This is a genomic window from Rhizobium sp. USDA 3886, assembly GCF_056279785.1.
Genome location: NZ_JBWCDC010000003.1, coordinates 1,287,575 through 1,309,531, shown reverse-complemented (window position 1 = coordinate 1,309,531; position 21,957 = coordinate 1,287,575). Strand labels below are relative to the sequence as shown.

Sequence of the window (21,957 nt, the reverse complement as noted above, 5' to 3'; positions counted from 1 at the left end):
ATGCGTGAAGCACTGATCGTCTGGGGCGGCTGGAGCGGCCACGAACCGCAGGAATGCGCGGCCATCATCAAGGACATGCTCGAAGAGGATGGTTTCAAGGTCTATGTCGAGCACAGCACCGAGGCCTTCGCCGATCCGTCGGTGCATGATCTGAGCCTCGTCGTGCCGATTGTCACCATGTCGAAGATCGAGAAGGAGGAGATCAAGAATCTCGCCGCTGCGATCGAAAATGGGGTCGGCATCGCCGGCTATCACGGCGGTGCGGGCGACAGCTTCCGCGAATGCGTCGAGTATCAGTTCATCATCGGCGGCCAATGGGTCGCCCATCCCGGCAATATCATCGACTACAAGGTGAACATCACGCGGCCGGACGACCCGGTGATGGAGGGGATTGCCGATTTTCCCTACACGTCCGAGCAATATTATATGCATGTCGACCCGTCGAACGAGGTGTTGGCGACGACGACGTTCACCGGCAATCACGCCTACTGGATCGATGGCGTAGTGATGCCTGTCGTCTGGAAGCGGAGATACGGCAAGGGCCGCGTTTTCTATTCCTCGCTCGGCCATCAGGCCAAGGAATTCAGCGTGCCGCAGATGAAGTCGATCTTCCGCCGCGGCGCCAACTGGGCAGCACGCTGAACCCGCTGGATTTCAAGGCGAAGCGCTCCCGATGAAATGATCGAACAGCCCCGGAACAAATGGCCGTCTTCGCCGTTGTTGCCGCGTTGATCAGCTCGAAAGGAATTTGATCATGCGCACGATGATCGCGGTGACTTCGATTGTCTTTCTCGGCATAGCCGGTCCCGTGTTGGCGCAATCCAATATGGGTACAGACTATACCGGACGCATTGACGGTACGCCTCCGCTCGGCACTTCGCCAGAGAGCGCAACGACGAATGCTTTCGTCATTCCGCTTGATCCGGTCGAGACCGGCAGCGTCGATGTCATCATACCGCGCGACGCCGGCACGACCGAGATCAATCGCTGCCCGCCGCCGAAGCGTGGCTCCGCGGCCAAGACAAGCCGCTACGGCCAAGCGTGCCGGCAATAGGAAAACAGCGGCGGCAGCAGAGCCGTCACGTCAATTTATATCTCGCCGGCATGCGTTTCATGTTAGGGGAGACCAAGAATTTCCGTGAGGCTTCGCCGCAGATGCTACCTTGGATACAGCTCGATTCCACGATCATCCCCGGGGAAGGGGGAGAATTGCGCCTGAAGCAGCGCGGCAGCGAATTCTCCATCATGCTCGGGTCGAACGAGCTGATGAACAGCCGCCTCAGCGGATCCGAAGAAGCGCTGGCAACGCTTTCCTACGAGCGGATCAAAGACCACAAACGTCCGAAGGTTCTCATCGGCGGCCTCGGCATGGGCTTCACGCTGCGTGCCGCGCTCGCGGTCCTGCCGGCGGATGCCGAAGTGGTCGTCGCAGAGCTCGTTCCAGCCGTGGTTGCCTGGGCACGCGGCCCCATGGCTGAGGTTTTCAAGGGATGCCTCGACGACCCCCGGGTCTTAATCCATCAAGACGATGTCGGTGAAGCGATCCGCTCCGCCAGAGCAAGCTTCGACGCAATCCTGCTCGACGTCGACAACGGTCCCGAGGGGCTGACCCGGAAATCCAATGACCGGCTCTATGATTTCAACGGCCTGCGCGCGTCCCGCAACGCGCTGCATCCCGGGGGCATTCTCGCGGTCTGGTCCTCAAGCCCCGATCCGAGCTTCACCCGCAGGCTGCGCGACGCCGGCTTTTCCCCGGACGCCGTCAACATACGCGCCAACGGCAAACGCGGCGGCGCGCGGCACGTCATCTGGCTCGCTGTCAAGCAACTTGCCTAACCACTGACAGCAAACGTCCGCGCCGCGGCAATCGCACTAGCAGCGCCGGCACGCAGTTGCGTCGTATCCGCGCTCGCAACAACAAGATCGCAACCGAGCTTCAGCAAACCGCCGGCACGTTTGCCATCACTGCCGAAGGCGCAGACGAACTTCTTGTGCGCACCGCACCGCGCGACAATGTGCGACAGCTCCTTGTCGATGTCATCGGTATCCGGCGCGAGCTTTTCGCCCTTTGAAAGCGCGATCGACAGATCGGAAGGCCCAACGAAAATGCCGTCGATGCCTTCAACACCGAGGATGCCGTCAACCGCATCGAGTGCTGCCCGTGTCTCCACCATGGCGATTGTCAGCGTCAGCCGGTTGGCCGTGCGAAGATAGTCATCGCCCGAAAGCTTCATATGGTTAAGTGCCAGCGTTGGACCCCAGCTGCGCTCACCGAGCGGTGGGTACTTGGTGAACCTGACCAAAGCCTTTGCATCCGCGACCGAATTCACCATTGGCGCGATGATGCCGGTGCAGCCGGCGTCCAGCAGACGTGAAGCCGAAGCGAAATCGCCGACCGGAATGCGCGCAATCGCCGGCTTTCCGGAGGAACGGCATTGGGCAACGGCATTCGACGCCGAAGCCATGTCCCACATGCCGTGCTGCATGTCGAGAACGACGGCATCGAAGTCTTCCTGTGTCAGATGGTGGACGACCATCGGTTCGGGTATGCCGACCCAGGCGGAAACCAGGCCGCCGTGCCCGCCCGTCCTGATCCTGTCCGCAAAGCTGTCGATTGCCGATGTTTCCGTCATGCCATTCTCCGTTCACCGCTCAGGCGAGCGCGTGTTTTGGTCTCTTGAAATTCCTCGATGAAACTCTTCTGCAATAAAATGCCTTCCCACTCATCCCGGAAAAACGGTGAGTCGTAAATCAGCGTGAACGGCCCGGCATAAGCCGCATCGCTGCAGGCTTCCAGGCACCTGCTATAGTCGGCTGCATCCAGACCGGAGGCATTGTAATCCGCTTTCGCATGACAAAGCTCCGCGCGGCGCATGATATCGGCAAGGCCTGCATATTTTTCAGGCGCAGCCCAATTGCCGAGATCGCCGTTGAGCCCGACTTTGCCCTCCAACCCGTCCAGCAGCCAGTTCATCTGCTCAGGCGAAGGCAGAAGATCGAACCAGTTTTCGACAACGATGCGAACGCCGCTGCCCTCCGCTTCGTCGGCCAGCCACCTCAGATGCTTCAGCGCCCGGCTGAGATTTTCCTCGGTGGGCGGCTGCTTGCCGGCAATCACGCGCATGTTCTGCGCGCCGAGCGAAACCGCCCTTTCGATCCAGCCGGCCATCCATGCGGCATCGCGTTCGGCGTTATCTCGATGACTGGGATCGCCGTCTTCCAGCAGGAGCGTCTGACAGAATACGCCCGATGCCTCCATCGCACGGCCGAGGTCAGCGAGATAGCCCCTCTCGAGGCTCGGCAGATGAAAGGAGCAAACCTCGATCCGGTGAATGCCGCGCTCGGCAAGCTGCCTTGGCAGCTCGATCAGACAGGCCGCACCGGGGCCGTAGGGCTCCTTGCGCCCCGAACTTTTTTCCGGATCGGGACTGTAGGGATAAACCGCTCCAAGCAGGCGATGCAGCGACCATGTGGAAACGGCAAAACGGCCATTCGGCAAAACCTGCGCCATCAGTCTCCTCCTCGACTACCATGCATCCTAGGCAACAAAGCCTTGATGCTTCAAACGAAATCTCCGCGAATGAGGGCTTCCGCAGAAAGTGCCGCACCAAGCAGAGCCTCGTCGCGATTGGCCGGGGCCGACAATAAGAATCCGACCGGCATCCCGGCATCACCGGTGCCGCAGGGGATCGAGACGCCACACCAGTCAAGGAAATTGCCGAGTGCCGTATTGCGCAGCGTTTTGGCATTCGTCGCAACGAAAAGATCGTCATCCGTCTCCAGAGGCGCGATCGGCGGCGCCACGTGGGCGACGGACGGGAATGCAAGCAGCCTGTCGCCGATCAGCCGCTCGCTTTCAGCGATGAGCCGCGCGCGAAGGTCAAGGATCGCAATATAATCCGGCATTGCGGTCTTCTCGCCAAGGCGCGTGCGGATGACGACGCGACGATCCATATCCGCAGCCTCCGGTCCAGCCAGGCGTTCGCGATGCAGCGCGAACGCTTCGGCGGTGACCAGCGCTCCGCACCGGGCCATCGAAGCCAATATTTCGTCGAAAGCGGGCATCGCCATGCGGCTGATGATGGCGCCGGCCTTCGCCAGCCGTTCTACCGCCGCATCGAAGGCAGCCGCGACACCGTGCTCCACGCCGTCGAAGACCACATTTTGGGGAATGGCAATCTCAATGCCTTTCAGCGGGCGGGCACACACCTTAGATGCGGTCAGGCCGTGCATGGCAGCATCGATCCAGACGGCATCCTTGACCGTCCGGCAGAGCGGGCCAAGCGAATCCAGGCTCCTTGCAAGGGGAAAGACGCCATCCATGGTATAGCGGCCGCGCGTTGCCTTGTAGCCCGCGATGCCGTTAAGGGCTGCCGGGATACGGACCGACCCTCCGGTATCGGTTCCCATCGCGACCGGCACGAGGCCGGCAGCGACAGCCACGGCCGCCCCTGAAGAGGAGCCACCCGGGATGCGCGGCACATCGATGCCATGGGGGTTCTGCGGCGTGCCGTAATGCGGATTGATGCCGAGACCCGAAAAGGCGAATTCGCTCATATTCGTTCGCCCCACCGAAATCATTCCGGCCCGCTTCAGCGCTGTAACGATCGCCGCATCGCTCGCCGTCGGCGCAGCGCTCGTCAGCACTTTCGATCCGGCCGTCGTTGCAAGGCCTTCGATATCGAAGAGATCCTTCCACGCAATCGGAATTCCGTCGAGCGCGCCGAGCGAGCGGCCGTCGCGAATACGACGTGACGAGGCACGCGCCTCTTCGACGGCGCGCTCCTTCAAAAGCACCGTGAAGATCGCCTTGTCCGGGTGTTTATCTATGCCCTCGAAGATCGACCGCACGATCTCGACCGGATCAGCAGCGCCGCTCTGAATGAGAACCGAGAGTTGCGCGACAGTCATCGCGCCGAATGGCTTGGTCATGGGAGAATCCGCAAAAGCATCGTCTCCCTTGACCTATCGCGGATCGCCGCCGCGGACCAGCCTGTTTAGGCGGCATCCGCGATTGGTCCGATTTTCTGAACAGTGAGTTTGCAGATCGGCTCTTCAACTCTGCCCCTTGGAAGACCACATGCACCCGACGCGCAGGAACCCCACCGGCCATCTTATTTTGATCCGCCCGGTCCTGCTGTGCCGCAGGAGTAATAAAAATGACGCATCACGATATTTTGAACCCGAGCCGCAATGATATGGTGGCGCACCACGCAAAGCATGACGAGGCCGCCGGCGAAGGTGAGCTGGGTTATGTGCAACATCTCAACGCGCAGAAGCTCACTTTGGGTGAACGGATGCTTGTCGTCGGCGCCTTGGTCCTTCTCGGCGTTGCCGGATTGACCGCGCATCTCAGTTCTTCTGTATCGCCTGAGGTGACCGGTGCTATTGCTGCGCCTCAACCTGTTACGTCGCCTCACAACAGCTTGGACCATTGCCGCGAATACACTCCATACGCTGAAAAGAGCTGCTGACCGGATCGACCTTGCTTGCTGGGCGTGGAAATCTGCCACCTTCAATGCGTTAAGGACAGGAAGGAAAAGAAGCCATGGCCGGTGAGATCGATTACAATCTCGAGCGCTTCATCAATGCACAGAACGGCATTTATGATCAGGCGCTGGAAGAACTGAGGTCAGGCCGGAAGCGTTCGCATTGGATGTGGTTCATCTTCCCGCAGATCGCCGGGCTTGGCTCATCGGCGATGGCTGAGAGATATGCAATCCGCTCCGCCGAGGAGGCTGCCGCCTATGTGGCAGATCCCATTCTGGGTGGCCGGCTCATTCGCTGCGTCCAAGCGATCCTCTCGGTCAAAGACCGCACGGCGCACGACATTCTCGGGTCCCCGGACGATCTCAAGCTTCGCTCTTCACTGACGCTTTTTGCAGCCGTCAGCGACCAACGCTCACCGTTTCATGAAGCAATCGATCGTTTCTATGGGGGAGACTTCGACGAGCGGACGATCGAAATCCTCAATGCCGCAGCTTAGCTGCCGGGAGAGCGTTCCAGCGCTGCAATCTCTTCGGAGATTTCATTGAGGCGCTCGCGCAGGTCGGATCGCGTGCCGTCCTCAAGTTCTTCCTCGCCAAAACAATTGCGCGCATCATGGAGCTCGAGCTTGGCTTCCAGCTCAGCGCGCTTGGCATACAGACGATGGAGATAGGTGTAGTTCATATCTTTACCACCTCCGATATTGCCTTCCCCATCAAGTGGGAAAACGAACTCAAAAATGGAAGGTTCCGACACCGCCGTTAGGTTAGCAGAGTGATGCAATTGCCGCTTTGCAGGCTTTTGAAAAGTGGCTGCAGCAACCGTCGCTGCCCATCGCCTGCCGGGTAACGCGGGCGCCTTCCAAAAGAAGTGTCAAAGTATCGGCAAGAAGCTGGGGCTCGCGAGCCCCAGCGGAGGAACAGAGTTTTTCAAGGCGCTGACGCTGCTCGGCCTTGTGGCGTTCGATCACCTCCTGGGCGGGGTGTCCCTCGCCCTTCAGTTCAATTGCCGCATTGGCAAGATCGCAACCGGCCGGCTCGCCATTCAGACACTCGGCCCGCGCCTGAACCCACGCGTCGAGCTGCGCCCGTGGGTTGCCCGGATGCGCCACCTCGAGATCACGCCAGATCGCTTCGGCCTTTTCAGAGGCGCGGCGCAGCGTCTCACAGACGAGCTCGTCCTTCGAGCCGAAATGCCGGTAGAGCGTCATCTTGTTGGTGAGCGCCGCATCGGCAATCGCATCGACGCCGATGCCGCGGATGCCATGCTCGCGGAACAATTCCGAAGCCGTCGAGACGATACGCTCCCTCGGCGGGATTTTCACGTCTGTCAGCACGTGGGAGATTTCATGCGAAGTTTGGGATTTTTTTACGGACGAAGTCCTTGACATCAATGTGACCGATCGGTAACAAATGCATTGTTACTTACCGGTAACACCGCTGATCGTACAAGTCAATGCCGAGAGGGCTGGCGCGGTATCAGCGGAACACGGGCGACTGCCCACGAAAGGAGGACGAACCATGAGAAAGACCAGTGACCTCACGATATCCGAAGCCCTTCGCGACCCGCTGATCGCCATGGTGATGCGCGCCGATGGCGTGAAGCTTGACGATTTCAGGCAACTCCTGGAGACGGCAGCCGGCAAACGTGAGAAGAATACCGCCAAAGTCGGCGGCTTTATCAACGCGATCACCAATCGCGCCGGCGTGAACCCGACGACGGTTTCCTGCTTCTGCTGACTTCCCGGGGACATTTCCCTGCCCCGTGCGAGAGCCGCCGCCTCCCCCAACGGCGGCTTTCGCTGTTTTTGCGCCACCATCGGCGCAGCACAAGCCGCCCGACTTTCCGACCTCATGACACTGGCCGGGGCTCGGGCGACGCGTTGCATATGGCCGTCGCCCTCCATTATGGACTCACCCGCGACAAGGGGCTTGCAAAGGCTGCCGCAGTCATTGGTGCTCAGCATCAATTGATTTAGGGGCCTGACCTACATCGCTACCAGATGCCCGGGCGAGACCTCGTGGTACTCCAGCGGCACGATCTCGTAATCCACCGGCCGGATTGGGCTTTTGATTTCGTCATTGGCAGCCGCCCGCTTCTCACGCCGCCGGTCCGGATCGGGCACTGGGACGGCGAACATCAGCTTCTGCGTATAGGGATGCTGCGGATTGCCGAAAACAGCAGCACGTGGTCCAATCTCAACGATCGCGCCCAGATACATGACGGCAACACGGTGGCTGACGCGTTCAACGACGGCCATGTCATGCGAGATGAACAGGAAGGCAAGGTTGAGACTCTGCTGCAGGTCGAGCATCAGGTTGATGACCTGCGCCTTGATCGAGACGTCGAGGGCCGAGACGCTTTCGTCGGCGACAATGACCTTCGGATCGAGCGCCAGCGCTCGGGCAATGCAGATGCGCTGGCGCTGGCCGCCGGAGAACTCGTGCGGAAAGCGCGACGCCATGTCGGCTGAAAGGCCGACCTTTTCCAAAAGGTCGGCGACTTTTTCCTTTGCCTGCTTTGCCGTTCCCATCTTGTGTTCCAGATAAGGTTCGGCGATTGCTGCGCCGACGCGGATACGCGGATTGAGGCTGGCAAAGGGATCCTGAAAGATCATCTGAACGGTCTTGCGCATCTCGCGCATGCCGTTCTTGTCAAGCGCCAGCACATCCCTGCCGTCCGCCTTCACCGACCCGCTCTGCGGCTCGATCAGCCGCATGATGGCGCGACCGGTCGTCGATTTTCCGCAACCGGATTCGCCGACCAAAGACAGCGTCTCGCCGGCATAGAGATCGAAAGAGACATTTTCGACCGCATGCACCCGCCCCGTCAGGCGGCCGAAGAGACCCGAATGGATGTCGAAGCGCTTGCTGAGGTTCCTCACCTCCAGAATGGGTCTCGATGAAGCAGCAACCGTATCGCCGACTTCCACCGGTATGTCCGATTCGCCCGTCGCCACATTGACGACGGGGAAGCGCAGCGGTCTTTCGTGTCCGCGCATCGAGCCCAGCACCGGAACGGCGGAAAGCAGCGCGCGCGTATAAGGATGCCGGCCGCGATGGAAGATGTCGGCCGTTGGACCGGTTTCCACCTGCTCGCCGCGATACATCACCACGGTTCTGTCGGCGATTTCGGCGACGACGCCCATGTCGTGAGTGATGAAGAGAACGGAGGTTCCTTCCTCATCCTGCAGCATCTTGATGAGATCGAGGATTTGCCCCTGGATGGTGACGTCAAGCGCGGTGGTCGGTTCGTCGGCGATCAGGAGCCTCGGCTTGGAGGCAAGCGCCATGGCGATCATCACGCGCTGGCGCATGCCGCCGGAGAAACGATGCGGATATTCATCGAAACGCGAGGCGGCGGAAGGAATGCGGACCTTTTCCAGAAGCCGGACCGTTTCGGCCCGCGCCTCTGCCCTCGACATCGCCGAATGGCAAAGCAATGCTTCAGAAATCTGGTCGCCGATCGTAAAGAGCGGGTTGAGGCTCGTCATCGGCTCTTGAAAGATCATCGCCACGTCATTGCCGCGCACCTGCCGCATGGCGTTCTCCGGAAGCGCCAGCAGATTGCGGCCACCAAGCATAATCTTGCCTTCGATCCGGCTCGTATCCGGCTGCAGCAGCCGCATGATCGACAACGATGTGACGCTCTTGCCGGAGCCGGATTCGCCGACAATCGCGACCGTTTCGCCCGGCGCTACACTAAAGGAAACATCGCAAACGACAGGCTTCCATCCGCCGTCGACCAGAAACGATGTCGTCAGGTTCTCGACGGAGAGAACGGGTTCTGTGTGCTGGATCGTCTGCGCCTGAAAGCTTGCCATGTTCGGTTCCTTTTAGATGCCAGAAAGCCGAAAAAATCAGTCCGGCCAGCGCAACACACCATCAAAGCGGCGCTTGCTGCGGTTTTCGATAGGCGTTGCAATGATCTCGTTGGAGGCTCGCGCCTTGTCCAGTTCTTCGACCAAGCGGATCGCAACGAGCTTTTCCTGGCCTGGGTGCAGGTTGCAGGGATCGAGATAAAAATACTGATGCTCGACCTCGTGGTCGCGCACGATGATCGGCGGCGTCCCGCGCGCCAGAGCGTCGGCCATATCCCAGGCGGTGATGTGAGCTTCCTCCGGTTTCAGGATGACGCGCATGCGGTCGAGCGGATTGTTGGTCGGATCGGGCTCGATCAGTGCGGTCACGCCGGGACGACCCTCCAGCGTCTGCCTCCAGAGATCGAGGTAGCCTGCCTCGCGCTCGCGGATGCCGGCGTGGTCACGCTTTTCCCACGCCTCCAGGGCCGCCATGACGCCGAAGATGCTTTCCTTGCCGACCTTCATCCCGCGGCCGATGCCCATGTTCTGCAGGAAGGCGTTGCGCACCAGTTCCTTCCTGCCAGCGACGATGCCGGAGGTCGGGCCACCCAGAAACTTGTGACCGGAATAAAGCGCGACATCCGCACCCTGCTCCAGGAAAATCCGCAGGTCGTATTCGGATGCTGCATCGACGATGACCGGCACGCCCTTGGCATGGGCGATCTCGACGAATTCCTTGAGGTTCAGAAGGCCGTAGTCGACGACATGGTGTGAAACGACATAGACGGCTGCGGCGGTTTTTTCGGTGATCGCATTTTCCATGTGGAAACGGTGCGTCGACGTCGCCTGGCCGACCAGCACCACCTTGGCGCCAGCAAGGCGGATCGCCTGGTCGACCGGTGCGCCATAGCTCACCACATGGCCCATCTGCACGAGCACCTCGTTTTTTTCCGGCGCGACATCCGGCAGTTTCTCGATCGCAAGAAGGTTGTTGCCGGTCATAGTGCCCGCAACACCCAGCGAAATGCCAGCCGAGCAGGATGCCGTCACGAAGCCGGCTTCCGCGCCCGTCAACCGGGCGATGACAACGCTTGCCTTGCGCTGCAGATCGTTGATTTCGACAAACTGCGGCAGGATCGACGACATTGCCGCGATTGCCTCGGGAACGACGATCGATGCGCCGAGGCTGGTCATCGTGCCGGAAACGTTGATGACCGGACGAAGGCCGATCGACGTGCGAATGTCATCAGACATGTGTATCTCCAGAATTGGTGGCGAGGTGGCGAGTATTGCAACTTGCACCCACGGCAGCTATGCCATAGTAATGTAATAGACTCATGCCCGCATGCGAGGAACGTGGAATTGGACGGCAAGACATCATCAATAGTTTACTCCGAAAACGAGGCCCCTGTTGAAGAGACGGGTGGCAGAGGCGCGCGCCGCTCGCGGGTAAGCGGCATCGACCGCGCGCTGCAGGTGATTGATTACCTTTACGAAACCGGCTCCCCGACGGGGGTCTATGCAATCGCCAAGGCGGTGAAGGCGCCGCTTTCGACCGTTTACGTCATCGTCGACGATCTGGTCGAAAAGAACATGCTGACGCGCAATGGCGATGGCACGATCTGGCTCGGCTCGCGGCTCTACCACTACGGCCTGGCCTACGCACGATCGTTGGATTTTATGAGTGTCGCGACGCATGAGATGCACGATCTTTGCCGTGAAGCGGGCGAAACCGTTCAGGTTTGCGGCCGCGACGGCGACTATATGCTCGTTCTCGCCATGGCCGACGGTCCGAGTCATTTCCAAGTCGCCTCGCGCGTCGGTACCCGCGTTCCGCTGAACTGGACCGCATCCGGCCGCCTGCTTGTCGGCCATCTGCCGGAAGAGGAGCGCGTCGAACTTTTCAAGCGCTGCGCCAAATCTTCGCCGACCGGCCGCGCCCAGATGGACCCTGGCGTGCTTTCCGCCGCCGCCGGTGCGGCGTTCCAGTCCCGTCTGTCGATCCAGGCTGGTGAGTCCGACTATGCAGTTGCCTGCATCGCCTCGCCGATCTGTGACGGCAATGGTCAGTGCGTCGCGACCATTTCCATTGTCCTTCCCGAACAGAAGGCTTTTTCCGACGAAAACCGCTATACCGCGCATGTGCGCGCATCGGCCGAACGCATCGAAAAGATCATGGGCTGGCGCAACCACTAGGCTTTCCTTCCTCAATCGCGCAAGGCGACGATCGCCTCGATTTCGACCGTGATGTTACCGGGCAGCGAGCCGAATCCGACCGCCGAACGGGCATGACTGCCGGTCTCTTCTCCAAAGACGTCGACGAAGAGATCCGAGCATCCGTTGATGACGCTCGGATGGTCTCCAAACTGGGGCACGGCGTTGACCATGCCAAGCAGTTTCACGACACGTTTCACCCGTGAGAGATCGCCAAGCGCGTCATGCATGACGGCAAGGAGATTGATGCCGGTCAGCCGTGCATGTTTGTAGGCATCATCGATGCTGATTTCGGCGCCGACCTTTCCCGAATACAGGAAGCCGTCGGCCTCGCGCGGCCCCTGGCCGGAGAGGTAGAGAATATTGCCTTCCTGTACATGCGTCACGAAATGGGCGATCGGCGGCGGCGCGGGTGGGAGTTCGATACCGAGCGCGGCGAGCCTTTCATAAGGCGAGCTTGCCGGCTTGGCGGTAGCTGGAGAGGTGTTCACGCAAACTCCTGTCATGCGAATTTCTGTTCTGGCTCTTAGCGGTAGGAATAACCGTGGCTGTGGCGCACGAGCCTGCGGGCCCGCGGAATGTAACGGCTTGCGGCAATCGCCTCGCCGCCGATCACCGCATAGCGGGGCTCGAACAGCGTCTTAAGGACGGAAACGTCGCCGTTGGAATCGGTCGCTTCGATATCGGAATCGACAAGATCGAAGATCGTGAAATCGGCGCGCTGGCCGACGGCAAGCCGATCTTCCATCGAAAGCTTGATGACGGAGGCGGGCGCATGCGTGACGGCTTCCACCACCTTGTCGAAGGGCATGCCGACGGACAACAGCTTCGACATGGTCGTCGCCAGATCCCAGACCGGAAAGTTCATCGAATGGCCATGCAGGTCCGTCGAGATCGAGAAGGGCAAGAGGCCGCGCTTGATTGCTGCTTCCGCGACTTTAAAGGAGAAGGAGGCGCCGCCATGGCCGATGTCGAGGCGGATGCCCTCGCCCGCGCAACGCTCCGCGAGATTGAAAAGGTCCTCGTCTTCCGTGATGCTCGAACCGGCCTTGCCGTTGAAGCAGTGAGTGATGACGTCGCCAGGACCGAGTATCTCCAGCACCTCATCGTAAAGCGCCGGCGGCTCGCCGACATGCACCATCATCGGAACCTTGAGGATCTTGGAGATCTTCTTGCCCAGCTTGACCGGCGTCACACCCCATGAACCGGTGATGACGTGGCTGGCGCGCACCTTGATGCCGACGATATGGTCGCTGTTTTCGGCATAGCATTCAAGGATGCGGTCAAGGTCGATGTCACGGATGTCGCGCAGTTCGGCGACGCGGTTGCAGGCAACGAGACCGATCGAACCGAGGTTCAGGAAGGCCTTGATGCGTTCGCGAGACGGTTCGATGATATATTCCCGGAAGCCGTGGAAATTGGCTTCACCGGCAGAGCCCGCATCGACCAGCGTCGTTACGCCGCGCTCCGCGCCGCATTCGGACGGACGGATCGAGATATCCGTACCGCCATGCCAGATATGAACATGCAGATCTACCCAGCCCGGCGAAATCCAGGCGCCCTGACCATCGACGCGGACCGCGTCCTGGGAGACGGAGAGCTGTGGACCGACCTGTGCGATCTTGCCATCGCCACCGACCAGGATGTCGATGGTGGCACCTGGGCTCACAGCACCGAAGGCCATCGGCTTCACATTGGCGAGGAGGAGCGGTTTGCTCGCTTTATCCCCAGTCATTCAAAGGTCCTTTCGAAGTTTTGGATCGAGCATGTCGCGCAGCCCGTCGCCGACCATCTGCAGCGAGAGCACGGAAAGGATGATGGCGACGCCCGGAAACAGCGTCATCCAGTCGGCCTGGCCGATATATTGGCGGCCGGCGGCGATCATCGTTCCCCAGGTCGGAATTTCCGGGCTGACGCCGAGACCGAGGAAGGAAAGCCCGGCCTCGGCCAGCATGGCGCTGGCAAAGAGGAAGGTCCCCTGCACCAGGATCGGCGAGAGCAGATTGCGCAACACATGCCGGGTCATGATGTGAAAGGTCGAAATTCCAAGCGCCTGCGCCGCCTCAACGTAAGGCAGTTCACGAATGACCAGCGTCGACGCGCGGACGATACGCGCCAGGCGCGGCGAATAAACGATCGACAACGCGACGATGACTGTTGTCAAAGACGGTCCAAGGGCCGCGACCAGCGCGATCGCCAACAGAATGTCCGGAAAGGCCATCATCGCGTCGATCAGCCGGGCGATCGGCGTGTCGAATTGCTTGAAAAAGCCGGCGAGCAGACCGAGGGTCACGCCGATCAATGCCGAGAGTACGACGACGGCAGCACCGACGAGCAGTGACAGGCGCCCCGCAAAGATCGTTCGCGAAAAAACGTCGCGGCCGAATTCGTCCGTTCCAAAGAAGAATATCTCGCTCGGCGGCTTCAGCCGGTTGACGATCGAAAGCTTGGAGGGCGAGTAAGGGGTGAGCCATGGCGCAAAGATCGCCAACAGTACGAAGATCGTAAGAACCAGCACGCCGAATGCGACGGTCTTGCGCTTCAGGAACCGGCGGATGAACTTGCTGCCTTCGCTCTTCGCGGGTCTTGCGGCAATATCGACCATTAGTAACGCACCCTCGGATCGATCAGAAGATAGAGCATGTCGATCGCAAAATTGATCAGCACATAGAGCGCTGCAATGATGAGCAGCGCGCCTTGAATAACCGGATAGTCGCGGCGAAGGACTGCCGAGACGACCAGATTGCCGACACCTGGAAGGCCGAAGACCGTTTCGGTGACAACCGCGCCTGAAATCAGCACCGCCGCCGTCAGCCCGATAACCGTCAGGATCGGTATCAGCGCGTTTTTGAGCGCGTGCTTGAGGATGACGCGGCGCTCGATCAGGCCCTTGGCGCGCGCCGTGCGGATATAGTCGTCGCCGAGCACGTCGAGCATGGAGGCGCGTGTGAAGCGCAAGATCAGCGCCGAGGAAACGATACCGAGCGCAAAGGCCGGCAGTGTCAGATGATACATGCGCACAAAGAAGCCCGCACCCGGCCCGCCATAGCCCGAAACCGGGAAGAAATTGAAGCGCACGGCGAAGAACTGCATCAAGATCAGGCCGAGCCAGAAGCTTGGAATGCTTGCCGCAAACATCGCAGCCGTCGTAGCCGCCTGATCGACGAAGGAGCCCCGGCGATAGGCGGCGTAGATGCCGATCGGCAGCGCGATGATGCAGGCGATGGCAAGCGAAAACAGCGTCAGGAAGAAGGTCGGCTCGGCGCGGTCGAGAAGGGCTGCCGTCACTGGCATGTTCAGGAAGATCGATTGCCCGAGGTCGCCTCTCAGGAGCTGTCCGATGTAATAGACATATTGTACCAGGAGTGGCTGATCGAGCCCGAGCCGGCTGCGAAGCTCGACGACGTCCTGAGGCGTTGCATCAGGGCCTAGCATGACGGCTGCCGGATCGCCTGGCGTCACGCGCACGATGACAAAGACAATCGTGACTACGAGGAACATCACGACGATCATGCCGAAGAGGCGCTGGAGGATGTAGCGTATCATTAAGTCTGTCCCGATGCCCGGCGGGGCACAATGGAAGAGGATACCGGCAACGAATGCCGGCATCCCGCGATCAGGCCTTACTTCTTGATCGAAGCATTCCAGAAGTACGGCCACGGGGCCGGGTCGACGCCTTCAAGTTTGGTCGATTCCGCCGAGACGGCGTTGAAGTCGCCGATCTTCATGAAGGGCGCGTCGTCATAAATCGCTTTCTGGACATTGGCCCAAAGCTCGACGCGCTTGGCAGGATCGACTTCGGAGGTGAAGGCATCCACAGCGGCCTTGCGGGCGGGCGTATCCCACCAGCCCGGCGAGCTGGTCGATAGCGAACCGATCAGCGCCGGCTCCGGCAGAAAGGGACTGTGGGTGATGTAGATATCCCAGAGCTTCGGATCGGCACGGCGCTGCGTCAGCGTCGCCCAATCGACGACCTGCATATCGACGGTAAAACCCGCGAGCTTCAGATATTCCGCCGCAACTTGCGCCATCTTATAATGGAACTCGTATTGGCGGCTGGTGAGGATGCGCAGCGGCTCGCCGTTGTAGCCAGTCTTCTTCAAGGCTTCGGCAGCCTCTTCCGGCTTTGCAACATTGTAATTGCCTTCGACGCCAGCATCCGTGTGCCAGGAATAGGCTTCCGGGTATATAGCGCCATCCAGCGTGTAGAAATCCGCGCTGCCGAAGGCGGCGGCCATCATGTCTTCCATGCTGAGCGCCTGGCGGATCGCTTTGCGGACCTCGATATTCTTCGCAATGCCTTCCTTCGTGTTGAAGACGAAGACCGGATAGCCGAAGGGCTTCAGGATGATTGGCTGCGAGGCCGTCGATGCCTTCAGCTTGTCGAAGGATTCGACCGGAATGGAATCGACATAGTCATACTGGCCGGAGACCGCAGCCTCAACGCGGGTGTTCGGATCCGGCACCGGAACGAAGCGGATTTCATCGAGATACTGATGGCGCGCGCCGCCATAGCCATCGCTCTCGCCGTCGCGCGACTTGTAGCCGTCGAAGCGAACGAGCTGGATATACTGGTCGGCTTTGCGCTCTTTCAGCATGTACGGACCGGTTCCGATGAAGTCCTTCATCGGCTCGTCCTGCTTTTCGGAGGGAATGATGATTGCAGCTGAATTGTTGAAGGCAAGCAGCGAGGTCAGCGGCGCATAAGGCTGCTTCAGCGAGATCTTGATGGTCTCAGGATCGACTGCCGCGACCGCTTCGATGAAGCCTACAGCCTGCTTGCCGCGCGAGGCGAGCTTTGTCCAGCGAGTGAGCGATGCAACGACATCCTCCGAGGTCATGTCACTGTTGTCGTGGAACTTGATGCCGGTGCGCAGCTTGATCGTATAGGTCTTTCCGTCCGCACTGATCTCCGGCAGGCTCTCAGCCAGAAGCGGCGTGACGTTCCATTTCTTGTCGAAGGTATAGAGCGTTTCGAAGATATGCTGCGTGACGATGCCGACGAGGTCGGCAGTCGAGGACATCGGATCGAGTGTCGGCGGCTCGCCGATCGTCGCGACGTTGATGACGCCACCTTTTTCCTGGGCCATCATCGTGGTCGGCAAGACGACGAGTGCCGTGCCAAGAAGGAATGCGACTAGAGTCTTCATTTCATGCTCCCAGTTTGCTGTTCCACAATTATGTTATATCAGTCTTTATAATAGAGTATCGACCGAGGTAATCCTGTCAACCGGGAAAGTGGAGCTATGTGCAGAAATGAGAAGGCGCGCGCAGGACTCTGCGCGCGCCTTCTCACCATTGGCTGGCCAGGCCTATTGGTCGAACAGCCGGTATTGGATCTGCTCGAGATGGCCGGGATCTGCGATCGCCTCGATCCTGGCGATCTTCTCGCCATCGAAGCCGATTTTGACGATGATGCGCAGCTGATCCTCTATGCGGACGATGAAACCGAAGCCGCCGTCCACGAAGGCCGGCAGCGCGCCGCGCGCCCTGCCTTTGAATGTCGTGGCAACCGCCTGCGCGCCGCGCAATTCGCCGGCGTCTCCGAAACGAGCGGCCGCCGCATCAGGCGCGAAGACAACGTCGGGATGAAGAACGGCAAGCAATGCCTGGAAATTTCCGTTGCGCGAAGCGGCAAGGAAAGCCCGGACGACCTCCTTCTTATGCTCGATGCCCGTCTCGGACACATCGGTCTTTCCCTGCACGCGGCGGCGGGCGCGGCTTGCGAGCTGGCGGGTTGCGTCCGACGTGCGGCCGATGATCGGCGCTATCTCATCAAAAGGCAGATCGAACATGTCGTGCAGGACGAAGGCGACGCGCTCTGCCGGGGCCAGCTGTTCCAGCACGACCAGGAGCGCCGCGCCGACGGAATCGGCCAGCACGATCTCCCGCTCAGGGTCGGCAAACGTCGCCGTATCGGCGATCTTCTCATGGACCGGCGGATCGAGCGACTCTTCGCGCCGGGACTTCCTGGAGCGCAGCATATCGAGGCAGATGCGCGCGACAACCGTCGTCAGCCAGCCGCCGAGATTACCGATCTCGCTTACCTCCGAGCGGCCGAGCCTGAGCCACGCCTCCTGCACCGCATCCTCCGCCTCCGCGCGCGAGCCGAGCATGCGGTAGGCGACAGTCTTCAGGTGCGCACGGTTCGCCTCGAATTCGTCCGCTAAAAATTTTTTTTTGTTCATCGGTCACATTCCTCCATCGCGTTCCGTCAACACCATGACGAACGAATTCCGGTCCATGTGACAGACAAGCGGCCGGCGGCGTCATTTTCTGAAACACAGAAAGGGACATATCATGCAATCGAGAATGGGAAACCCGGCCGTCGTCATCCCCGAAGCCATGCAGGCGCTGCTCGCTTTCGGGAATATTCCTCAAAAGACCGGTCTTTCGCCAAAGCTGCTCGAACTCGTCAATCTGCGCGCCAGCCAGATCAACGGCTGCGGCGTCTGCGTCGACGGTCATCCGCGCATTGCCCGCAAGCTCGGCGAGACCGACGAGCGCCTATTTACCGTATCTGCCTGGCGTGAGACGCCGTATTTCAGCGAGGCTGAACGCGCGGCCCTGGCACTGACGGAAGCCGTCACACGCGTCAGCGACCGTGCCGATCCGGTACCGGACGAAATCTGGGACGAGGCTGCACGCCATTACGACGGCAAGAGCCTCGCGGCCCTCGTCATCGCCATCGCCAACATCAATGTCTGGAACCGGCTCAACATCGCCACACGTCAGATCGCCGGCGAATGGAAGCCTTGAGTTTTCCACCGGGCCGCCGCTGTTGAAGCGGCGGCCCGGATGCCTCGGGAGGCCTAGATGATACCGCCGCCGCCGGCCGCAGAGGCTGGGCGTTCGGCGGAAACCTTTTTCCTGTAGCCGCTGGCGCGATAAGCCGCGATCGGGTCAATGGCGCCGCCCGCGCGGCGGCGGGCTTCGGCAAGGATCGGCTCGACATCGGCACGGTAAGCACGCTTCAGCGTTTCCGTCGCCATCAGCGCGTCATTCTCGTCCTGATAGCCCGAAAGCGCCTCGCGGTCGACGATCAGGGCCTGCGCGTAGGCGCGGCGGATTTCGTTGGCGCTATTGATCAGGCTCTCGATCGGGTCCGTCACATTGTGCGACTGATCGATCATGTGCGCCGGATGGAAGCCATTTACTCCCCGTTGCTCGGCATCGACCAGTTCGTTGAAGACGAGGAACAGACGGTAAGGCTCGATCGAACCGGCGTCGAGGTCGTCGTCGCCATATTTCGAATCGTTGAAGTGGAAGCCGCCGAGCTTTCCGAACTGGATCAGGCGGGCAACGATCATCTCGATATTGGTATTCGGTGCATGGTGACCTAGGTCCACGAGGCACTGCGCTTTGGGGCCGAGCGTCTGAGCGATCAGATAGTTGGTGCCCCAGTCCTGCACGATCGTCGAATAGAAGGCCGGCTCGTACATCTTGTGTTCGGAGAACAGCTTCCAGTCCTCCGGCAACGCCTTGTAGATATCCGCCATGGAGGCAAGGTAGCGTTCGAAAGCTTTGGTGAAGCTGCTCTGGCCGGGGAAGTTCGACCCGTCGCCGATCCAGACCGTCAGGGCCTTGGAGCCGATCGCCTTTCCGATCTCGATGCATTCGAGGTTGTGCTCGATGGCTTGCTGGCGCGTCGCCGCGTCCGTATGGCTGAGCGAGCCATATTTATAGGAATATTTCTGGCCCGGCGCATCCGAGAACGTGTTGGAATTCATTGCATCGAAGCTAAGGCCGAGCGCATCACCTTTGGCCTTCAACTCGCCGGCATCAGCCTTGTCCCAGGGAATATGGAGGGAAACGGTCGGCGTTGCCTGCGTCAGTTGATGAATGACGGCGCAATCGTCCAGCTTGTCAAAGATGCCGCGCGGCTCGCCCGTGCCGGGAAAGCGGGCAAAGCGTGTGCCACCCGTTCCCACGCCCCAGGAGGGAACAGCGACGAAGAACGCTGCGACCTTTTTCGTAATGGCGTCGATGTCTATGCCGCGGCGGGCAAGGTTTGCACCGAGCGCGTCGTAATCGGCCTTGAGCGCCGCTGTCCTCTTGTCGTTTTCCTCGACGATCAGATCCTGCGCAATCCTGAACTCAGCCATCAAATCCTCCCTGAAACGCGAACCATGGGGCCCTGTTCTGCGTTCTATTGCTTCATTCCTCACCCACCAAAGAGGCGCTCGTGGACGTCATCCGAATACTTCTCGCGATCATCCTGCCGCCGCTCGGCGTATTCCTGCAGGTCGGGCTCGGCCTGCATTTCTGGCTCAATATATTGCTCACGCTCTGCGGCTACATCCCGGGGATCATCCACGCAATATGGGTGATCCTCCGGAAATAGCCCTTAGCGCGGGAAGCTCTGTGCGTTGCCGGCATCGACGTTGATGATGTTGCCGGTGGATTTTGCCGAAAGGTCCGACGCGAGAAAGTAGATCGCCTCGGCAATATCTTCCGGGAAGACGTTGAGCTTCAGCATCGAACGCTTGCGGTAGTGTTCCTCAAGGTCGTCCACTTCGATCTTCGAGGAAGCCGCGCGCTGTTCGCGCCACTCGCCGTTCCAGATCTTCGAGCCGCGCAGCACCGCATCGGGGTTCACCGTATTGACGCGAATGCCGGCTTCTGCGCCTTCGAGCGCCAGGCAGCGGGCGAGATGAATTTCGGCGGCCTTGGCCGTGCAATAGGCAGCAGCGTTCGGCGATGATGCGAGGCCGTTCTTCGATGCGACGAAGACCACATTGCCGCCGAGGCTCTGCCTGCGGAACAGGCGGAAGGCTTCGCGCGAAACGAGGAAATAGCCGGTCGCCAGGATGTCGATGTTCTTGTTCCACATCGAAAGCTCGGTGCTTTCGATCGGCGCCGACGACGCAATGCCGGCATTCGAAACGAGGATGTCGATGCCACCGAACTCGACGCAGGATTCCCCAAAGGATGAGACCACAGCATCCTCCCTGGTGACGTCGAGCTTTACGGTGCGAACCGCATCCGCACCGTACTTCTTCACGAAGTCGGCTTCGGTCGCCTGCAGTGCCGACTGGTCGATATCGGCAAGCACCACGCAGGCGCCCTCGCCTACCAGACGCGCCGCCGTTGCCCGGCCGATGCCGCCGGCACCGCCGGTGACAAAGGCCACCTTGCCGGCAAGGCTCTTCGGCTTCGGCATGCGCTGCAGCTTGGCTTCTTCCAGCAGCCAGTATTCGATATCGAAGGCTTCCTGTTCCGGCAGGCCCTGATATTCCGACACTGTGGAAGCGCCGCGCATCACGTTGATGGCATTGACGTAGAATTCGCTGGCGATGCGGGCGGTTGCCTTGTCGCGGGCAAAGGAGAACATGCCGACACCGGGAACAAGGAATATGACCGGGTTCGCATCGCGCATGGCGGGCGAATTATCGTGCTTGCAGTCGTTGTAATAACGGGCGTAGTCGGCGCGATAGTCCTCCAGCGCCTTGTCGAGGCCGGCAACGATCGCATCGACATCCGGCCTTGCCGGGTCAAAATCGATGATCAGCGGGCGAATCTTGGTGCGCAGGAAGTGATCCGGGCAGCTGGTGCCGAGTGCACCCAGCGGACGCAGGCTCTTCGAATTTACGAATTCGAGTACGGCATCCTGATCGTCGAAATGGCCGAGCTTGCGCTCTTGCTTTCCGATCCGGCCTCGGATTTCCGGCATCAAGCGGGCCGCAATCGCGCGGCGTTCAGAAAGCGGCAGGCTCTGCGTTGCAGCACCGCGGAAGATCGTCTTGCCCTCGGTCTTTTCTGCGAACCAGGCGATGGCTTTGTTGATGATGTCGAGCGTCAGCTCATAGCAGGCCTTGGCCTCGTTCGCCCAGGTAAAGAGACCGTGGCTTTCGAGCACGACACCCTTGGCATGCGGGTTCGCCTTGACGAAGGCTTCGAGATCGAGGCCGAGCTGGAAGCCCGGGCGGCGCCAGGGCAGCCAGCCGATGTCGCTTCCGAATATCTGCTGCGTCAGTTCCTTGGAATTCTTGGATGCGGCGATTGCGATGATCGCGTCTGGATGCATGTGGTCGACATGTGTGAAGGGCACGAAACCATGCAGCGGCGTATCGATCGAGGCGGCACGGGAATTCAGGTTGAACGTGCAATGCGGCAGGAAGCCGACCATGCGGTCTTCGTCCTCGACGCCCTTATAGATGCCTTTCAGCGAATCGAGCTTGTCCTGATAGAGCGTCGCAAAGCCATCGAGCTTGATGGTGCCGACGTCGCCGCCGGAGCCCTTCACCCAGAGAACCTTGACCTTATCGCCAGTGAGCGGATCCGTTTCCATCACCTTGGCCGAGGTATTGCCGCCACCATAGTTGGTAATGCGCTTGTCGGCGCCAAGCAGGTTCGAGCGGTAGAGCAGCTTGCCGGGTTCATCGAGCCCTGCTGCGTAAGAATTATCCCAACGGTTCTCAAGAAGCCGGACGGTGGCCGCCATGTCATCCTCC

At 60.2% G+C, this 21,957-nt stretch carries 24 protein-coding genes; 9 read left to right on the top strand and 15 right to left on the bottom strand.

The genetic code is table 11. The features are described from left to right. The 3 genes from ACZ9BX_RS29180 (at window position 1) to ACZ9BX_RS29170 (ending at window position 1,836) form a co-directional block, all read left to right on the top strand. Entirely contained in the window at window positions 1-642 is a 642-nt protein-coding gene (locus ACZ9BX_RS29180; protein ID WP_476221696.1) for a ThuA domain-containing protein, read from the top strand. A gap of 112 nt (window positions 643-754) precedes the next feature. Next, window positions 755-1,054: a hypothetical protein gene (locus ACZ9BX_RS29175; RefSeq protein WP_476221695.1), complete on the top strand. Its 300-nt coding sequence runs from the start codon at window positions 755-757 to the stop codon at window positions 1,052-1,054. Window positions 1,055-1,155: 101 nt separating this feature from the next. Beyond that, a complete protein-coding gene (locus ACZ9BX_RS29170) occupies window positions 1,156-1,836 on the top strand; it encodes a spermidine synthase (RefSeq protein WP_476223076.1) in 681 nt (226 codons plus the stop codon). On the opposite strand, the gene ACZ9BX_RS29165 is transcribed toward ACZ9BX_RS29170, so the two are convergent. Genes ACZ9BX_RS29165 through ACZ9BX_RS29155 form a run of 3 tightly spaced genes read right to left on the bottom strand, consistent with a single transcriptional unit; the run spans window position 1,833 to window position 4,932 of the window. Next, complete coding sequence (locus ACZ9BX_RS29165) at window positions 1,833-2,633, bottom strand: HpcH/HpaI aldolase family protein (protein ID WP_476221693.1); 801 nt, start codon at window positions 2,631-2,633, stop codon at window positions 1,833-1,835. The two genes, ACZ9BX_RS29170 and ACZ9BX_RS29165, sit on opposite strands and share 4 nt — an antisense overlap. Continuing rightward, complete coding sequence (locus tag ACZ9BX_RS29160) at window positions 2,630-3,511, bottom strand: sugar phosphate isomerase/epimerase family protein (protein ID WP_476221692.1); 882 nt, start codon at window positions 3,509-3,511, stop codon at window positions 2,630-2,632. The genes ACZ9BX_RS29165 and ACZ9BX_RS29160 overlap by 4 nt, the downstream gene beginning before the upstream one ends. A 50-nt stretch (window positions 3,512-3,561) precedes the next feature. Further along, window positions 3,562-4,932, bottom strand: coding sequence for an amidase (locus ACZ9BX_RS29155; RefSeq protein WP_476221691.1), 1,371 nt, complete (start codon window positions 4,930-4,932; stop codon window positions 3,562-3,564). A gap of 227 nt (window positions 4,933-5,159) precedes the next feature. On the opposite strand from ACZ9BX_RS29155, the gene ACZ9BX_RS29150 reads away from it, so the two are divergent. Further along, window positions 5,160-5,474, top strand: coding sequence for a hypothetical protein (locus ACZ9BX_RS29150; RefSeq protein WP_476221690.1), 315 nt, complete (start codon window positions 5,160-5,162; stop codon window positions 5,472-5,474). 74 nt (window positions 5,475-5,548) lie between these two features. Further along, window positions 5,549-5,986 carry a DUF1810 domain-containing protein gene (locus ACZ9BX_RS29145; RefSeq protein WP_476221688.1) on the top strand — a complete coding sequence of 146 codons (438 nt, stop codon included), beginning with the start codon at window positions 5,549-5,551 and terminating at the stop codon, window positions 5,984-5,986. On the opposite strand, the gene ACZ9BX_RS29140 is transcribed toward ACZ9BX_RS29145, so the two are convergent. Together ACZ9BX_RS29140 and ACZ9BX_RS29135 are read right to left on the bottom strand one after the other, a co-directional pair. Further along, entirely contained in the window at window positions 5,983-6,171 is a 189-nt protein-coding gene (locus ACZ9BX_RS29140; RefSeq protein ID WP_476221686.1) for a hypothetical protein, read from the bottom strand. The genes ACZ9BX_RS29145 and ACZ9BX_RS29140 overlap by 4 nt on opposite strands. Window positions 6,172-6,253: 82 nt before the next feature. Continuing rightward, window positions 6,254-6,877 (bottom strand): TetR/AcrR family transcriptional regulator, encoded by a 624-nt coding sequence (locus ACZ9BX_RS29135; protein WP_476221684.1) that lies wholly within the window; start codon window positions 6,875-6,877, stop codon window positions 6,254-6,256. A gap of 130 nt (window positions 6,878-7,007) precedes the next feature. Here ACZ9BX_RS29135 and ACZ9BX_RS29130 point away from each other — a divergent pair, with 130 nt between their 5' ends. Then, on the top strand, window positions 7,008-7,226 hold the full coding sequence (locus tag ACZ9BX_RS29130; protein ID WP_476221683.1) for a hypothetical protein: 219 nt from the start codon (window positions 7,008-7,010) through the stop codon (window positions 7,224-7,226). Window positions 7,227-7,474: 248 nt separating this feature from the next. Here the strand turns inward: ACZ9BX_RS29130 and ACZ9BX_RS29125 are convergent, their stop codons facing one another. Continuing rightward, a complete protein-coding gene (locus ACZ9BX_RS29125) occupies window positions 7,475-9,310 on the bottom strand; it encodes an ABC transporter ATP-binding protein (protein WP_476221682.1) in 1,836 nt (611 codons plus the stop codon). Window positions 9,311-9,346: 36 nt separating this feature from the next. Next, complete coding sequence (locus ACZ9BX_RS29120) at window positions 9,347-10,543, bottom strand: aminotransferase class V-fold PLP-dependent enzyme (protein ID WP_476221680.1); 1,197 nt, start codon at window positions 10,541-10,543, stop codon at window positions 9,347-9,349. A gap of 102 nt (window positions 10,544-10,645) precedes the next feature. Here ACZ9BX_RS29120 and ACZ9BX_RS29115 point away from each other — a divergent pair, with 102 nt between their 5' ends. Beyond that, on the top strand, window positions 10,646-11,485 hold the full coding sequence (locus ACZ9BX_RS29115) for an IclR family transcriptional regulator (RefSeq protein ID WP_132563239.1): 840 nt from the start codon (window positions 10,646-10,648) through the stop codon (window positions 11,483-11,485). An 11-nt stretch (window positions 11,486-11,496) separates the two neighbouring features. Here the strand turns inward: ACZ9BX_RS29115 and ACZ9BX_RS29110 are convergent, their stop codons facing one another. From ACZ9BX_RS29110 to ACZ9BX_RS29085, 6 genes are all read right to left on the bottom strand, one after another. Next, window positions 11,497-12,009, bottom strand: coding sequence for a RidA family protein (locus ACZ9BX_RS29110; protein WP_476221679.1), 513 nt, complete (start codon window positions 12,007-12,009; stop codon window positions 11,497-11,499). 20 nt (window positions 12,010-12,029) lie between these two features. Further along, window positions 12,030-13,238: an amidohydrolase/deacetylase family metallohydrolase gene (locus ACZ9BX_RS29105; protein WP_476221678.1), complete on the bottom strand. Its 1,209-nt coding sequence runs from the start codon at window positions 13,236-13,238 to the stop codon at window positions 12,030-12,032. Then, on the bottom strand, window positions 13,239-14,108 hold the full coding sequence (locus ACZ9BX_RS29100; RefSeq protein WP_476221677.1) for an ABC transporter permease: 870 nt from the start codon (window positions 14,106-14,108) through the stop codon (window positions 13,239-13,241). It abuts the gene before it with no gap. Then, window positions 14,108-15,049, bottom strand: coding sequence for an ABC transporter permease (locus tag ACZ9BX_RS29095; RefSeq protein ID WP_476221675.1), 942 nt, complete (start codon window positions 15,047-15,049; stop codon window positions 14,108-14,110). The genes ACZ9BX_RS29100 and ACZ9BX_RS29095 overlap by 1 nt, the downstream gene beginning before the upstream one ends. A 77-nt stretch (window positions 15,050-15,126) precedes the next feature. Beyond that, window positions 15,127-16,653 (bottom strand): ABC transporter substrate-binding protein, encoded by a 1,527-nt coding sequence (locus ACZ9BX_RS29090; protein WP_476221674.1) that lies wholly within the window; start codon window positions 16,651-16,653, stop codon window positions 15,127-15,129. A 162-nt stretch (window positions 16,654-16,815) separates the two neighbouring features. Further along, a complete protein-coding gene (locus ACZ9BX_RS29085; protein WP_476221672.1) occupies window positions 16,816-17,691 on the bottom strand; it encodes a sigma-70 family RNA polymerase sigma factor in 876 nt (291 codons plus the stop codon). Between the two features lie 112 nt (window positions 17,692-17,803). Here ACZ9BX_RS29085 and ACZ9BX_RS29080 point away from each other — a divergent pair, with 112 nt between their 5' ends. Continuing rightward, window positions 17,804-18,262, top strand: coding sequence for a carboxymuconolactone decarboxylase family protein (locus tag ACZ9BX_RS29080; RefSeq protein WP_476221671.1), 459 nt, complete (start codon window positions 17,804-17,806; stop codon window positions 18,260-18,262). A gap of 53 nt (window positions 18,263-18,315) precedes the next feature. Here the strand turns inward: ACZ9BX_RS29080 and rhaI are convergent, their stop codons facing one another. After that, the gene (rhaI, locus tag ACZ9BX_RS29075; RefSeq protein WP_476221669.1) at window positions 18,316-19,608 is read right to left on the bottom strand and encodes an L-rhamnose catabolism isomerase; all 1,293 of its coding nucleotides are present in this window, start codon (window positions 19,606-19,608) and stop codon (window positions 18,316-18,318) included. An 80-nt stretch (window positions 19,609-19,688) separates the two neighbouring features. Between rhaI and ACZ9BX_RS29070 the strand changes: the two genes are divergently transcribed. Further along, complete coding sequence (locus tag ACZ9BX_RS29070) at window positions 19,689-19,847, top strand: YqaE/Pmp3 family membrane protein (RefSeq protein WP_037142322.1); 159 nt, start codon at window positions 19,689-19,691, stop codon at window positions 19,845-19,847. 3 nt (window positions 19,848-19,850) lie between these two features. On the opposite strand, the gene ACZ9BX_RS29065 is transcribed toward ACZ9BX_RS29070, so the two are convergent. Then, window positions 19,851-21,947, bottom strand: a complete 2,097-nt coding sequence (locus ACZ9BX_RS29065; protein ID WP_476221667.1) for a bifunctional rhamnulose-1-phosphate aldolase/short-chain dehydrogenase — start codon at window positions 21,945-21,947, stop codon at window positions 19,851-19,853. Between the last annotated feature and the right edge of the window lie 10 nt (window positions 21,948-21,957).